The 15483-nt window shown below is 40.2% G+C and carries 8 protein-coding genes; 1 reads left to right on the top strand and 7 read right to left on the bottom strand.

The annotated features are described in order from the left end of the window. Positions 1-1710: 1710 nt before the first annotated feature. The 7 genes from RDQ32_RS08290 to RDQ32_RS08260 all read right to left on the bottom strand — a co-directional run bounded on the left by RDQ32_RS08290 (position 1711) and on the right by RDQ32_RS08260 (position 13479). Positions 1711-3045 carry an AAA family ATPase gene (locus RDQ32_RS08290; RefSeq protein ID WP_308579970.1) on the bottom strand — a complete coding sequence of 445 codons (1335 nt, stop codon included), beginning with the start codon at positions 3043-3045 and terminating at the stop codon, positions 1711-1713. A gap of 133 nt (positions 3046-3178) precedes the next feature. Then, positions 3179-4207, bottom strand: a complete 1029-nt coding sequence (locus RDQ32_RS08285; protein WP_308579968.1) for an ATP-binding protein — start codon at positions 4205-4207, stop codon at positions 3179-3181. Positions 4208-4433: 226 nt separating this feature from the next. Beyond that, positions 4434-9803, bottom strand: a complete 5370-nt coding sequence (locus RDQ32_RS08280; RefSeq protein ID WP_308579967.1) for a hypothetical protein — start codon at positions 9801-9803, stop codon at positions 4434-4436. Positions 9804-10146: 343 nt separating this feature from the next. After that, complete coding sequence (locus RDQ32_RS08275) at positions 10147-10458, bottom strand: type II toxin-antitoxin system RelE/ParE family toxin (protein ID WP_308579966.1); 312 nt, start codon at positions 10456-10458, stop codon at positions 10147-10149. Continuing rightward, positions 10448-10708 (bottom strand): type II toxin-antitoxin system Phd/YefM family antitoxin, encoded by a 261-nt coding sequence (locus RDQ32_RS08270; RefSeq protein WP_308579965.1) that lies wholly within the window; start codon positions 10706-10708, stop codon positions 10448-10450. The genes RDQ32_RS08275 and RDQ32_RS08270 overlap by 11 nt, the downstream gene beginning before the upstream one ends. 381 nt (positions 10709-11089) lie before the next feature. Further along, positions 11090-11941 carry a PD-(D/E)XK nuclease family transposase gene (locus tag RDQ32_RS08265; RefSeq protein WP_308579963.1) on the bottom strand — a complete coding sequence of 284 codons (852 nt, stop codon included), beginning with the start codon at positions 11939-11941 and terminating at the stop codon, positions 11090-11092. Between the two features lie 248 nt (positions 11942-12189). Further along, positions 12190-13479: an ATP-binding protein gene (locus RDQ32_RS08260; RefSeq protein WP_308579961.1), complete on the bottom strand. Its 1290-nt coding sequence runs from the start codon at positions 13477-13479 to the stop codon at positions 12190-12192. 431 nt (positions 13480-13910) lie between these two features. Here RDQ32_RS08260 and mgtE point away from each other — a divergent pair, with 431 nt between their 5' ends. Then, positions 13911-15311, top strand: a complete 1401-nt coding sequence (gene mgtE / locus RDQ32_RS08255) for a magnesium transporter (RefSeq protein ID WP_308579959.1) — start codon at positions 13911-13913, stop codon at positions 15309-15311. Positions 15312-15483 lie beyond the last annotated feature (172 nt).

Raw genomic sequence — 15483 nt, 5'->3', positions numbered from 1 at the left:
GCATACGAGATTCTAGTTGTGACTGGAGTTCAGACGTGTGCTCTTCCGATCTTGACCACATCGTACTTCACTCTGCCAAGGTCATGTAAGAAGGCATGCTCAGGACCGGAGGAGGGGTAGTCCAAACCGCTGGCAACGGAATATACCGGTGCCGGCTCACCCTTTTCATCCTTTAACATAATACTGTTAAAGCCGTGCATAACCCCCTCTTCACCATAGGTAAGGCTGGCTGCATGGTCCCCAAGAGCTGTGCCTCTTCCCAAAGGCTCCACACCGTAGATAGTTACAGGGTCATTTAAGAAACCGGAGAATAGTCCCATGGCATTGGAACCGCCGCCTACGCAGGCTACGATGGCATCCGGCAGCTCTCCCGTCATTTCCAGGAACTGCTCTCTGGCTTCGATACCCACAACGCTCTGGAAATCTCTTACCATCATGGGGAAGGGGTGGGGGCCAACTACGGAGCCGATGCAGTAGATGGCATCCTTATACTCCTTCATATAAGCGGCAAATGCAGCATCCACCGCCTCTTTCAGAGTCGCCAAGCCTTCCTTAACCTCCACCACTCTTGCTCCCAGAATCTTCATTCTGGCTACATTAGGTGCCTGCTTCTTGATGTCCACAGCCCCCATGTAAATGTCACATTCCATACCGAAGTAGGCTGCTGCGGTAGCTAAAGCTACACCGTGCTGTCCCGCACCGGTCTCCGCAATCACCTTCTTCTTGCCCATGTACTTCGCCAAAAGCACCTCGCCCATGCAGTGATTTAACTTATGGGCACCGGTATGATTTAAATCCTCACGCTTTACATAAAGCTGTACCCCGGTGTTGATCTTCTCGGAGAGTCTTTCCAAATGAGAAATGGGTGTAGGTCTACCCTGAAATTCCTTACGGATTCTTCTTAGCTCCGCAATAAACTTTCTGGACTTGGAAATGGTTTCATAGGCATGGTTAATTTCCTCCATAGCCTTCTTTAATTCCTCAGGAATGTAGGCTCCACCGTACTTTCCGAAGTAGCCATTGGCATCCGGGTAGTTCTTAAAGTAAGTTTCAAAATCCACATTGTTAAGCTGCATAATTCTTTCCTCCTTTTTCTTTCCCGCCTTATAGCAGGGTAGTGAATGGTGAATTTCTTAGCCAAAGAGCTGATAGTATTTACGGAATCGTCGCACTCCCAAGCCGATACTCGGCTTTCCGTGCTCATGTCAGGGGCGATTCATAAAAGTCTGCGATGTTCATGCAAGCAAGCTTGCAGAGCATCTTAGACTTTTCTGAATCGGTAAATACAAAAAGTCCCCGGCAAAGAAAATAGTCTTTGCCAAGGACGAATAAAATTCAATCTATCCGCGGTGCCACCTTGTTTCACAGCTTCCGCTGTGCCGCTTAGCAGGATACAAACATATCCCCGGGAACTCACGCATCCCTACGCGTTGCAGAATACTCCGGAATATCCGTTTCCCTGCACCCTCAGTGGTCCATTTGACAATTTGTTTCTTACCCGGCTCTCAGCATCCCGGACTCTCTGTAAAGGCATCATTGCCGTTATCTCCACCTCAACGGTTTTCGATATTTAGTTATGCAGGAAATTTACATGGAAAAGGACTATATGTCAAGTTAGATATTATTACAAAATTTTTACCAATTATCGTGTGGGCCTATTGGAGCATTTAATCCAATGCAGCTAAATCTTACCCCCTGTTGATATCCCGTTTACAGTTCTTCCAGAATAAACGGTAGCATATAAATGGGATAAAGCTTTAGCATCTCCACATTGCCCATATCCTTTTGGGACAAGAGAATTTCCTTTGAAATATATTTTGAATACTTCTTTTGAAATTCTATAATCGATTTATGACTGCCTAAACCGGAGGATTTTACCTCTATGGGAATGAGTTTCGTTTTTGTGCTAAGCAAAAAATCAATCTCATAATAAGAAGTCTTATCTTGTTTCCAAGTATGATAATAAAGACCTTGGTCGGAAGCCGTAATCATCTGCGCTACAGCATTTTCATATAAATATCCTAAATCCGCAGGAAGAGAATCACTCAATAACTTGTTATAAATATTCTCATCCGTTTCTCCGGAAGAATTAAAAATCATGGTAGTAAATAAGCCTGTATCTGCTAAATACAGCTTAAAGGTATCATTGTCTCTGGTTTGGGGTAATGCAATACTTGGATTAAGGACATTGTAGGAAGCCACTACAGTCTTTGAATCCAATAAATCATACAAGCGCTCTAAATCCTTATTAATCTTCTTTTTCCCGGTAGCAGCAGAGATAACATAGCTTCTTTTGTCTGTTGCCAACTGGGTAGGAACCGAGTCATACATTCTTCCGATTAGCCCTGTGCCATCAATTTTGAAAAAATCATCTTTATACAGATTAATGATTTCTCGCTTTACTTCATCAATTTCCTGAAAATTCTTTCCCTCCACATAGGCTTCCACTGCCTGGGGCATTCCTCCCACAGCCATGTAAATCCGAAAATCCCGCATCAGCTTTCTGTTTAAGGAATTCCCCACCGCTTTACCACGCTGATATAATTCCCGTAAGGCAGGATAAGTATCATTTCCGATTGCCCACATAAATTCTTCATAATCCATGGGATAAACGGGTATCTTCATTTCCTCGGAGGGAAGCACGATATCTTTGACATTTTTCTTGATGCTGATTAAGGATCCGGTCTCTATATAATCATATCTTCCATCTGCAACAAGATACTTTATAGCTTGACGAACCTTAGGCATAAGCTGAATCTCATCAAAGATAATGACCGATTCTCTTTTATACAAGCTTATGCCGGTTGCAGTCTGTAACCGCAGGAAAAAAATATCCGGATCTGCGATATCCTCAAATACCTCCAGAACCTCTTTCCTGACATTGGCAAAATCCACTTTAATGTAGGTTTTGTATTCCTGTTTTGCAAATTCCTCGGCAATCGTTGACTTTCCAACTCGTCTTGCTCCTTCTAAAAGGACAGAGTACTTCGGTGCCTTTTTTTCTTTCCAATATTTTAGTTTGTCAAATGCTTTCCTTTTAAACATAGTTTATCTCCGTAAATCACGTTTTTTCTTATCTATAATGGTTAAAACATAGTATACTACCGTTTTAAGAAGATTTAAAGCGCTAAAAACTACCGTTTTAAGAAGATTTAAAATTCGGAAAACTACCGATATTTTAGGTTTTCAAGCGAAAGATCTTCTTCTCTCCTCTTCCTTCTATTACAATCAAGCCTTCTTCCTGCATCTCTCGGCTTAACAAGTAGGCTCTTGTCTTTCGAATCTGTAGGAGTTCCTGAAGCTCCTTCTCACTCATGCTCTTATGCTCTTCAAGATATGAGAGAACGGTTTTTTTCTGTAAAGAGAGTGCTTTATAGCTGCTTTGCTGCTCCATAAGAAAACCGTGGTTCATTTCCTTAGGAAAGGGAAGATAGGAACAAGAATGCTTTGTTTTCTTGTCCTTCTTGCTCTCTTTCGGCTCACTATTTCTATTGGGTAAGATCACTTTAAAAGTGTTGGGAGTAATGATAAACTCCGGCTTCTGATTGCAGTCTGTATATGCTCGATAAATTTTTCCAATTCCCGTACCATAAGACTCTATCAACTTTAAACGAAGGCAAAGCTCTGCAAGCTTTTTATTTCTGGGTAGAGAAATCCCATTGCAAATATCTTCTTTGCTCAGACCTGCCAGTAAACCGCCGAGAGAAATAAATTCCATATAAGCATCATTTGCATTGATTATAATGCTTCCGCTAAAGCTATAATCTCTATGAATCACGGCATTTAATAAAGCTTCTCGCAAAGCTTCCTCCGGATAGTCTGTTAAATCAATTCTTTCTAAGCCAGAAAATCTCCCCGCAGTTCGATTCACCAGCTGTAGATAGGCATATCCCTCCTCTAGTTGCCGAAATATAGAACCTGAAAATTCCTTTCTATCTTTAAATACTGTTTTATCATCTCCGGCAAATACGGCAATCTTCAGGGTATGCTGACATTGATCCGAAAGAAGCCATGCCAGATTGGTAAATTGCTTATCCTCAGGATTCAGAAGGCCTAAGGAAGTAAACTTTTCTTCTGACAAAGGAAGTTCCCTCTTCTGAAAGCTCTCTTTCATTGCCGAAAAAGTCAAATTCTGGTTCATGGCTCGAAGCTCTTCAAAGTCATCTGCATCTTTAAAAATCAATCTATTTTCACTTTCATATGCCACGGAATCACCTCCTTTGCTCCCTATTATAATCGCTTTTTCACTATTATTCAATCACAAAAATGAATATTCATATTTATGATTTTAAAAAAGTGAAAACGAGATATCACACATTACGCGTGCGATACTCGTTAAGAATCAAAAAAATCCTCGGACAATACCCTTTTCAGAGTATCTGTCCGAGGACTTTTTTATACTACTTATTATTACTTATAGATCCTATTCTTCTTTAGAATTCTTCTTTCTTCTTCATGCCGAAAGCAATCGCTCCGGAGAAGAGAATAAATGCTGTGAAGACCATAGCAAGTGGTTTTGCCTCATCCACAACTCCTGTCGGAGAAATGGGATCTTTCACATTTCTAAACTGAAGAACTTGCTTTGAACCATCCGCGTTTCTTCCCAATAGTTTTTTCTTGGTGAAACGGAAGCCCTGTGCATCGGTTGCTTGTTCTAAAATATAACCGGTACTTACGGAAGGTAGATATCCTGAAGGATTCTCACCTGCCATATAGTAATAAGTCTTTGGCAATAAGAATTCTATAGCCTGATTATGCTTCAAGTTAAAACTGATGGTTGCAGTTCCAGGATCAAAGCTGATAGCACTCTTTGTTGATGCAGGGAAATCTGCTTTAATGGAATCAAAATCACTCTGTGTAATAGGCTGATTCTCTGCCTTAAAAAGCTTTAATCGGAAGGGGAAAACTTGATTTTTATCTGCCATTTCTCCACTTACCTGCTTTTCAATTCGAAGAACCTGTCTATCCTCCCGTTCATAGGTATTCTGCACGTTGATTTGTTTTGTTTCATTCTTACCCATGCTTACGGTAGCAATATCATAGTTTCCGGAAGTTGCTTTGCTATCTCCTCCGGCAGTAATTGCCATTTTCTTAAAGTGAAGCTGCGATCCTCCAATGACAGGATTCTGTCCGGAAGCACTAATAGCTTCTTCCACCTGATATTTTCTGCCGGGAATGAGACCATTAATGCTTAATACATACTGTTTCTTTCCACCCTGCATTGTTGCTTGTAAAGTTCCTGCACCTGCAGGATTTTCCGGTGTTAAATTTTTACCGGTTCCGGACAATTTAGTTCCATTTAACTCTTCTGAAACAAGATATCCCAAAGCAGAACTGGTAGCTGACTTTGTCATTGTAAAGCGCTTTACTTCTCGATAATTGGTACTTCCGGGAACCTGTTCCTTCAAAATGAAGGATGTGTTCTTTAAAAGCTCCAACTCTTCGGTAGAACTGGTCGTTCCCACGAAAGACTTTACAATTCTAAGAGTGCCCGGTTCAATCTGAATAACAGGTTTTTGATATTTATTCTTGGGTGTATCGTTATCATCTTTTCCCTTAAACCGGCGATATTGAAGAAACGCACCTTCGTTAGAATAAAAACCGTCTTTTTGGGAGGATGTATGGAAAGTTTTCTCCGGTGTCATTTGATAAAGATACCACTGGTCTGTTCTTAGATCTCCCAGCTTTACAGTTGAAGTACTATCCGGAGTCCTTGTACCGGAAATATTCGAACCATTGACATTATCCAGGTAACCAATATCATTTGTTCCGGCTTTAATCTGCCTTTCCGTCTCTTTATCAAAGTAGTCCATAAAGTTTTTCTGGTACTTCTCATAGGCCTTAACAGTGGGCTTAACATTAACCGTTAATCGGATTTCATAGCCTTCCGGGAAGCTAAAGTTCTCTGTACCGATCTTTAAGCTAAGAGTCTGAGCCCCTGCATCATAAACAGGTCCCACTTCCAAAAATTTATTAGGATCTTTATTCCAGTATCCAAAGCCCAAAAATCCGGAGAAACCTTTTTCACTTTTCGGATTTTCTACCTTGGATATCGGCTTTCCTTGTGCATCTACTTTCCAAACTTCAGCGCGAAGTTTTTGATTCTTATCCGTCGGATTGCTTGGATCAAAATTCACCTCCACATTCTCACTAAGCTGATCCCAGATATGCATCTCCGTAATTCGAATAGGAGCCACAAATCCTCGAATCCTATCCTTTTCTTTATTTACAGCCGATTCTATTCCGGGATTAGTTGTGCCTGATGCTACCGCGATGGAAAAATTCTCCTGTTCAATATCGTCTGCAAGAGGTTTTTCCGTAGAGTGGTCCGCAATCATCCACCGTGCACTCTTTCCTGTCAGATCATCTAAATGGCTGTAATTAATCTTTGGTCCAAATCCTAGTGTGTAAAAAGCATCAACATTATTTAAATTCGTAAGCTCCGCTCTAGCCTGAGTCAACGCTGCTTCTTCATAGCCACGGCCACTACCATAGGAATATCCTGCCTGATAATCTGCTGTAAACTCATAAATACCTTCCGGAAGAGCAGAAGTACCTCCTCCAATGTTGGCCTTGTCCACAACCTTTCCGGGAACATTACCATATCCGATTAAATGTCCGCCAGCATCATATTTCTCTGCCTTTTGTAAGAAATATAATGGATGATTTCCATCTGCATTGTATTTCGGAAAATAAGAGAAGTTTGGATCATAGGCTGTTATGAAAATGACCACTCGTCTAGCATCTTGTCTAATGCTTTGGGTATTAGCTCCTGCCGTTGCTCCATTTTGGAAATTCACAGCCTCCTTAATTCCTGCTGCATAGTTTAGTCCATTACCGGTTTCACCTTCCAGGGTGATTCCATTTACTGTTTGCTGGAATAAAGATACATCCTTCGTAAATCCAAGAACTTTTTCTGCATCATTATAGGGAGTATCGGATAAAGAACTAACTCCTTTGAACTGTCCTCCAGGTGCATTATAAGTTATATTTCTGGTTCCTCCCATGGTAACCAGCGCAAATTGAGCATCATAGGCAGGGCTTTTAGATAAGTCCTCTACCAAATCATTTACGAACTTTTTACCATAATAGTGCCTTGTTCCTACTCCTCCAGCCGGATCAATTTTATTATACTCCGGTCTTGTCTTATCTTTCTTCACCACCTCATTGTAGGGGAAACCCATATACATGGATTTGTCATAGACGAAGATAACATCCAGTTTATTCTTTTGTCCTCCTTCCACAACCGGTCTGGCTGTCAAGGTAAGGTCATAGGATCCGTCCGCCTTTTTGGTGATATACTTCTCCTGTTGCATCTCAAGGTTATGCTTAGGATAGGTATGGGTATGTGCTTTTGTATCTAGCTTATAGAAGAAATAGTAATAAGGATAACAAACCTTTCGATCCGGATAATTAGGAAGGCTCTGGCCGCTATCCCAAGTGGTCATATTCCAGTAATCATCCCAGGATCTACCTTCCGTTGAATTTCGATAAACATAATCGTCATACACAAACCTGGAAATCATGTGTTTGGTGGACATGTAATACACTTCATCTCCCCATGCCATAAGGTTATTTCTGTTATATTCCCTATTCGTATCTGCATTCATCCATGTGATATCATAATAACCCGGATAAACCCGGTCATGCCTGGTATAGCCAGGAAGATCCTGGTATGCATAGCTTACTTCATATCCTCCCCCATAAGGATATCTGATACTTTGGTATAATAACTGTTCATGGGTGAACTGTGACATATCCACGCTAATGCTGGGTCCAACCTGACGGAAATTTCCATCAACATAATAGAACTTCGCTGTAGTATTTCTCGCAGCATTGGGACCTTGAGACCAAGTTAATGTATAGATAGAGAAGCTTGTAACATTAAACTCTCGCACAATATAAGCACTCTTATCTGTTGTGCTTTTCTTATCCTCTCCCTTAGCCCCTTCTGTTCCTTGTTGATTATTCTCTTCCTCTTCTTTTTTCCCTCCTAATTCTTCATTTTTTGCCAATTTTTCTGCTTCCTTGGCATTTTCCTCTACTAAATTCTTTTTCTTCTTTTCCGTATCGGAAACGGTTTCTACATAAGCAATCTTATCGTTTCCTTCAGATTCTACCAAGTGATGAATGGCAATATTTTCCGGCTTAGCTTCTTCCGGTAAAATATCTTTGGAAATACTCAGGCGTACCGCTACAGGAAGTGATGGTTCTACTTCTTCTCCTTCTGCATTGATAAAATGAATATCAATGGAACGAGAATCTTCATATAAACCTCTTGCCTTTAATGCATCTATCTGTGCCGCACTAAGCTCTTCCTCACCTCCTTGGGCTTCCTCCGGCTTCACTCTCTTACTTACCTGAAGAGTTACGGCTTCATGAAAAGCTTCCTTATCATAAAAGACCTCTACTACACCAAAATCATCAAGTTCTTTATGTTGGCTCTTTCTGCCTAACTCATTCAAGCTATAGATTTGATATTTTGCGGTATACAGTTCAGAAAGGAAGGGAGTAATATCTTCTTTCATTTCCTGATAGAGAGCAAGAATAGGATCTTCCTGGCTGTTTTTTGCCTTTGCCTTCTTGTTCTCTCCTTCTGCCTTCACCTCTGTAATGACCACAGAGCTTTGCTCCTGACTCTCTCCAACTGAAGCAGAAGCCTCAGTACTTTGACTTTCTTCTGTTGCAGTGCTAGTCTCTGAAGCTTGTCCTGCTACAGTAGCCGTTGTAAGCTCTGTAGATTGACTTTCTTCAGAAGATGCAAGACTTTCATTACTTTGCTCTGTAGACGGAAGAGCTTCCGTATTCTGCTTTACTTCTTGTTCTTCTCCATCCTTTTTTGCATCACTCTTTTTAAGCTTATCCTCTAAGCTCTTTAAGTCTTCCAAAATAGACTTTGCAAGCTTCGCTTTGCTCTGTACCTTCACACTGGGATAACTGTTACTATCTACAAAAAGCTGAAAACGTAAATCCTGCTCTCCGTGGTTTTCGTAGAGGAAATGAATCAGCTCCGTTCCCTGTACCTTGTATTCCTTATTACTTGAATCAGAGTTAATAAAGTCCGGTTTAGCTGCTGCATTCTTCTCTTCCTCAGTCATTTCCTGACCGGCGGATTCGGAACTTGCTTCTTGTACATCTTCAGTACTCTCCTTCGCGGGTTCAGCATTTTCCTCTTGAGACTGAGCAGCCTTCTCCTCTTTTGCCTTGTCTGCTTCGCTCTTCTCCAAAGCGAGTCTTTCTTTCTCTCTCTCCGGAGCCAATGCTTCCTCATACCAATCGGGATTTCCCTGCTCCATTAATTTGCCAAAAGAGGAATCCTTAGCGAAAAATCCCAAGGCATCTTTTCCTTGTTTTTCGATTTCTCCGGTACGCTCGGTAGGATCAATTTCCACAATAGCTCTTACCTTAGCCCCGGTTTCCTGATAAACCGCCTCTGTTCCATTTACAAAATTATCCAGAGAGATTTCATAAAGTTCCTTTCCTTCTGCAAGACTATCTCTGTAAAGCTGCAAAAGCTCAGGGTCTTTACTATAGCTTAAGTTTTCTGTGATGGAAAATTTGACACCTTCATAAATGGTCGCTTCCGCAGCCTGGCGCAAATCCTCCCCTTTGAAATGGAGCTTAACATTGTCTCCTCTACTTTCAATTCTGTTTGGAGAACCTCCCTGTTCTTCCTGTGCATCTGCCGATAGCACGAGTCCATGAGAACCTGTTAAAACAAGGCAAAGTACCATAAGCATGGAAAGCTTGGCTTTCCAATTCTTTTGGCCCTTATTCCTTTCTTTTTTGCGAAGTACTCTCATTTGTCATCCCTCTTTTTTCTCTATTCTCTCCGGCTTCACGGGATTTTCCGGAATTTTTTCCAAAAAAATGGGCCGTATTGCCGTCCGAGAAAGTACTAAATAAATACCCTTTTCTTTCTCACACTACAATATCGGCCTTTTTGAAAAAATTATAATAGAAAGTTTTTTCGCAAAATGCATTTTTATTTTAATTTTTTATTTTTGGAAAAGCATGCAAAGGAATCCTTTCTTCTCGATTAGTCATTCCTCCACAGTACCCTATTCTTATTAGGTAGAAATTTTTTCAACGGAAGTATTTCGACAAAAAAGAGGGATGATATTAATTTTTAATAATCAATCCCTCTTACAGCTTAGACTGATAGTTTTCCAACATATGAAAAAATCCAATTACATAGACTGTATTATCTTTTACAAAGTAAACAAGAAGATAGTTATGCTTTTTTAACGAATACTTTCTATACCCTTTTGCAAAGAGATAATAATCCTCGCAATAAGCAAACGATTCCGGATAACTTTCTAACAACTGTAATGCGTCATCTAAATCATCTAAAATACTATTTGCTCCTTGGCAGCTCTTTAGATTATTGGTAATATATTGCACTGTTTGATCAATTTGTTGCTTTGCTCTATATGAAATATCCAATTTATAAGCCATATTTTTCCCTTATTTCTTTCAGAGCTTCTTTTGCAGGTGTAGTCCTTCCTGCCGCTACATCTTCCTCAGAAATTTCTAATTCTCTATAAATTTGATTCAAGCGATGTAATGCTTCATAACTTTCTATGCTCATTAAAACCATATCTCCATAGCCATTTTTTGTCACATATATGGGATCCTCATTTTCATGACACATTTCTGAGATTTTAGCAGTATCTTTTAACTCTTTTATTGGAATAATTCTAGGCATAACGCACCACCTTTCTATCCCATAATAATGACATAATTATCATATCTAAGCAAGCAATTTCTATAATCTTCTTTTCCGTTTCTATAATCTTCTTTTCCGTTTCATAGTAGTTTTAAAAGAACGTTTACTTTTTAATTACCAGCTTTTATATTGGGAAAAATTGGGAATTGAATAAAAGAATTAAAAAGTGCGAAGCATACCAAAAACAGAAAACGCCATTGGCATAGTAGTTACCAATGACGTCCCAGCACATCCTTCTACAACTTGGTAGATGATTGTCTTAACTATAGCATTTATGTTTAAATTGTCAAAGAAAAGCTAAAACAAGCCATATTTTTCTCTTATCTCTTCTAGTGCTTCATTTGCAGATGTAGTTCAGATTTATAAACCAAACTCCAAGAGCAAAGATTGTAGATAGCCCTGATCTATAGAAGATTTCTTAATATCATCAATTCTACCATGTTCTGCCAACAGTCCCATTAATTGTATTACCTTTTGTTTAGCTATAATTTCTTCTTCTCTACCTTTTTCTATTCCTTTTTCTATTCCCTCTTTTAGCGCTTTTTTCCTATAATTCTCTAATAAAACATTCATTTCTTTGCCTCCTTTTTCATTTGGCTTTGCATTTTTTAGTAGTGCAACTCTCTTTGATAATATATCTGAATTCATTTGTTCAGTTTCTTTTGCATGAAAATCTTCTGCTAATTTCCCCAAGGGACTATTATCTACATAGGATGTATTAAAATAAATAATATGAGACTCATCCCAAAACGGCTTCCCGAATTCTTGAATTGTTCTTTCTATATGATAAATCTGAAGTTTCCCATGAAGCACATCATTTGCTGTAATAAATATAACATAGGATTTGGGTAATTGCGAAAAATGATTTCCTTTTTTTAGATAGTGCATGTCCATTAAACCGGCATGATAACGCGCTCGTTTAGGCTCTGCTCCAGAAATGTTATTTTGAATTTCAATATTGTAAATATTATTATTACCATCTTCACAGAGGCAGTCTAAAACCAAAGAGTGTCCATGAAGATTCGATAAATTCTTTTGAAGGCTTTGTCTTTTCAGCTTTAATGTAGAATCGTCCATAATAGTTTGCAGAATATATTCTGTACATTCCTTATCTTGCAAAACCACTTTCATAAATAAATCATCCATGAGCGTAAGAGAAGAAATGATTTTTTGCTTTTCCACAATATCATTTTCAACTTTAGATTTAGGCATGAGTTCCCTCCTTATAGTGAAAAGAAATAATAGATTAAGAGAATACTATGTATAGAAACATGAACTTTATCCTAGTATACGACCTTCATTCAAAATCACCTATACTCCACATTCGGATAATATCCGTAAATGGAGTAGGTTTTTTGACATGGAACAGAAGCCAATAAATGGCGTAGCTATACCATTTATTGGCTTCTTAGTCTTAATCTAATGCTATGACTGAAATTATAGAAAAGCAAAAAGAAATCTTAAATCACCGCCTTATCCAAAAGGAAATCAATCAGATTAATATGCAAAACGCCATAATCATCATACCAACGTTTTCCTATATCTCTTCGCACCAAAACTTTAGGAAAAGAGTCACCGGTAAGCGAAAACGGTCTAAGCTCTATCTCCGTCTTTTCTTCTGTGGGCATAGCGTAAGCGGATTGAATATATGTTCTCTTTCCTCCGGAATTTATCACAAAATCAATCTCACGAGCCGTCCTAACGGAATTCCCCTTTTCGTTCTTTTCTCTGGCATATACTACCCCCACATCCACGGAAAACTGTCTTACCATCAATTCGTTATAGAGAATATTTTCCATGATATGGGTCATCTCTTGCTGCCGAAAACCGATTCTTGCATTTCGTAAACCGATATCCTCACAGTAATATTTATTTGGTGAGTCAAAGTAGGCTTTTCCCTTCACATCGTAGCGTTTACTTTCCGAGAAGAGAAAGGCATCCTCCAAGTGTCCGATATACGCTCGAATGGTGTTCGGGGAGACGGAAATGCCTTGCTTGGATTGCAAGGTATTGGCCAGCTTTGCCGGATTCGTTAGAGAACCGATGGAAGAACAGAGCAGATCCAAAATTTGCTCCAGAATATCCTGTCTTTCGATTTTCTTTCGCTCCACGATATCCTTGATATACACCTCCGAAAAGAGGGATTTTAGATAGTTCATCTTTGCAAGTTCATTGGGTCTGGATAAGATTAAGGGCATCCCCCCATAAAAAGCATAGTCGTCAAAGGCTTCATTTTTATCCCCTCCTACTGCGGAATAGTACTCCGAAAAGCTTAAGGGATGGACTCGGATTTCATCGCTTCTTCCCCGAAACTCCGTAAGAATATCACCGGAAAGCATCTTGGAATTACTCCCCGTCACATAAACATCCAGATTCGGAATGGAGCGTAAATCATTTAAGGCATCATAGAAGCTAATCTTCTTCCCCTCAGGGTTGTAGGGATTCGGCACTTCATCCGACATCTGGATTTCATCAATAAAAAGATAATGTTCTTCTCTTGTTCCGGAAAGCTTCTCTCTAACAAAGGAACTTAAGCGGAGAGGATCCCTAAATTGAATGTCTTTCGCCAAATCCAGTTCAATGCTGATGATATGCTCTTCCTTCACCTGATGATTCAACAAATAATCTTTATATAGCTTCTTCAGCAAATAGGACTTTCCACAACGTCTAATTCCGGTAATCACTTTAACCAAGCCGTCAAAGCGGTAGGAAATAAGCTGTTTTAAATAGCTATCTCTTTGGATTTCCATAAGCTCTCTCCTTAATTGAATTTTATTGCCTCAAAAGGCTTTTATATTCAATATAATAACTTCTATTCGACTCTTATACAAGATACTTTCTGTTAACCTGCTAGGAATATTCTACCGACTTCTCCGGAACATATCTTGCTTTCCTCCCTATATAGAACTTCTTACTTTTTCTTCCTGAAAGCCATTGCCCCGCCCTCTCTTCCGTGTTACACTTACACAGGCTTATGCGAGTTTTTACTTGCAAAAATTCAAGAGAAAGGAAGGAAAATGCAAATGAAAAGCGGCGACGACACGGATCCTAGTACTTATGATATTTCCATGGGGCAGGGATTTGTGAATTTCTATCAATCCTTCCTTCTGATCGGATAAATCGTGAAAATATCATAAGTTCTTTTCCCTGTGTCCATAGTTTTTTTTGGGAAGGAGCTTACATGAACGAAGAAGAGAGAGTTTTACAGGATTACCAGCAGGAAATTCTGGATATTTTGCGGGGGCAGGATGATCCCGCAGTGAAGAAAGAGCGTTTGGAAGACTACCATGCCAATGATATGGCCTCCTGTCTTCCGGAGCTGACAAAAGAAGAACGGGAAGTTTTCTATTCCTTGTTGGATATGGAAAGCCTTGCGGAAATGATGGAATACGCAGAGGATGCAGGGCAATATCTGGAAGAAATGGATGCGCAAAAGGCTGCCGACATTCTGGTAAAGATGGAGCCGGATGATGCGGTTGACCTTTTAAAGGAGACCGAGCCGGATATCAAGAAGGCTTGGATTTCTCGCATGCCTTTGGAGAATCGAAAAGAATTGCAGTCCTTGGCATCCTATAGCGAGGACTTGATCGGTTCCCGTATGACCACTAATTTCGTTTCCCTGGAAAGTAACCTGAACATTCGGGAAGCTATGCGTTCCTTGATTGATCAGGCTGCAGAGCATGACAATATTTCCACCCTTTATGTGGTGGATGAAAATGAATCCTATTACGGTGCTGTGGATTTAAAGGATATCATTATCGCCAGAAAGGATACCAAGCTTGAAGACATTACCGAAACTGCCTACCCCTTTGTCTATGCGGATGAACGGATTGAGGATTGCTTGGAAAAGATTAAGGCCTATTCCGAAAACTCTATTCCGGTACTGGGAGAGTACAAGGAAATTCTCGGTGTTATCACTGCTCAGGATATCTTAGAGGTTTCCGATGACGAGATGGCGGAAGACTACGCTAAGTTGGGAGGTCTTTCTGCAGAAGAGGATTTAAATGAACCTGTTGTGGATAGTGTGAAGAAACGTCTTCCCTGGTTGATTATGCTTCTGTTTCTGGGACTTTTGGTTTCCACCGTTGTTGGACTTTTCGAAACTGTGGTGGCGCAGCTCACCATCGTCATGGCCTTCCAATCCCTGATTTTGGATATGGCGGGAAATGTAGGAACCCAGTCACTTGCGGTAACCATCCGTGTCTTAATGGATGAGCAATTAAAGGCCGGAGACAAGCTGAAGCTGCTTGTAAAGGAAATGAGTATCGGCGGCATTAACGGTTTGGTTCTGGGATTTTTCTCCTTAGTGGGAATCGGGGCTTATATCTATTTCTTTAAGCACATGCCCCTCCATGTGTCCATCGGAATCGCCTTCTGTATCGGTGTTTCCCTATTACTGGCTATGGTGATTTCCTCCTTTGTGGGAACCATCGTCCCCATCTTCTTTAAGAAGATCGGCGTAGACCCGGCAGCAGCCTCCGGCCCATTGATTACCACCATCAACGATCTGGTGGGAGTGGTAAGCTATTACGGACTGACATGGCTATTAATTTTAGAGATTATGCAGATTAAGGTTGCATAATAAAAAATAAAAAGAAGAATAGAGATTAAAAGATATATATTCCTGCTTTTCCGCAGTATAGCTTTGTACACGGGGCACGCTCCCGCTAACTTCGCCTTCGTAAGGGTACTAAGCTTCAAGCTTCGTTTCACTCGCTTTCAGCAAGTACCCACGGGCTCAGATTACCCCGTAT

Source organism: uncultured Oribacterium sp. (assembly GCF_902481605.1).
Taxonomy (GTDB): domain Bacteria; phylum Bacillota; class Clostridia; order Lachnospirales; family Lachnospiraceae; genus Oribacterium; species Oribacterium sinus.
The sequence above is the reverse complement of the archived record's forward strand: the minus strand, read 5'-3'. Positions and strand labels throughout refer to the sequence as shown.

Excerpts from the sequence above, each read along its gene's own strand:
- mgtE (WP_308579959.1), top strand. The coding sequence starts at position 13,911 with ATGAACGAAGAAGAGAGAGTTTTACAGGATTACCAGCAGGAAATTCTG.
- RDQ32_RS08270 (WP_308579965.1), bottom strand. The coding sequence starts at position 10,708 with ATGCCTAGAATTATTCCAATAAAAGAGTTAAAAGATACTGCTAAAATC.
- RDQ32_RS08275 (WP_308579966.1), bottom strand. The coding sequence starts at position 10,458 with ATGGCTTATAAATTGGATATTTCATATAGAGCAAAGCAACAAATTGAT.
- RDQ32_RS08265 (WP_308579963.1), bottom strand. The coding sequence starts at position 11,941 with ATGCCTAAATCTAAAGTTGAAAATGATATTGTGGAAAAGCAAAAAATC.
- RDQ32_RS08280 (WP_308579967.1), bottom strand. The coding sequence starts at position 9,803 with ATGAGAGTACTTCGCAAAAAAGAAAGGAATAAGGGCCAAAAGAATTGG.
- RDQ32_RS08290 (WP_308579970.1), bottom strand. The coding sequence starts at position 3,045 with ATGTTTAAAAGGAAAGCATTTGACAAACTAAAATATTGGAAAGAAAAA.
- RDQ32_RS08260 (WP_308579961.1), bottom strand. The coding sequence starts at position 13,479 with ATGGAAATCCAAAGAGATAGCTATTTAAAACAGCTTATTTCCTACCGC.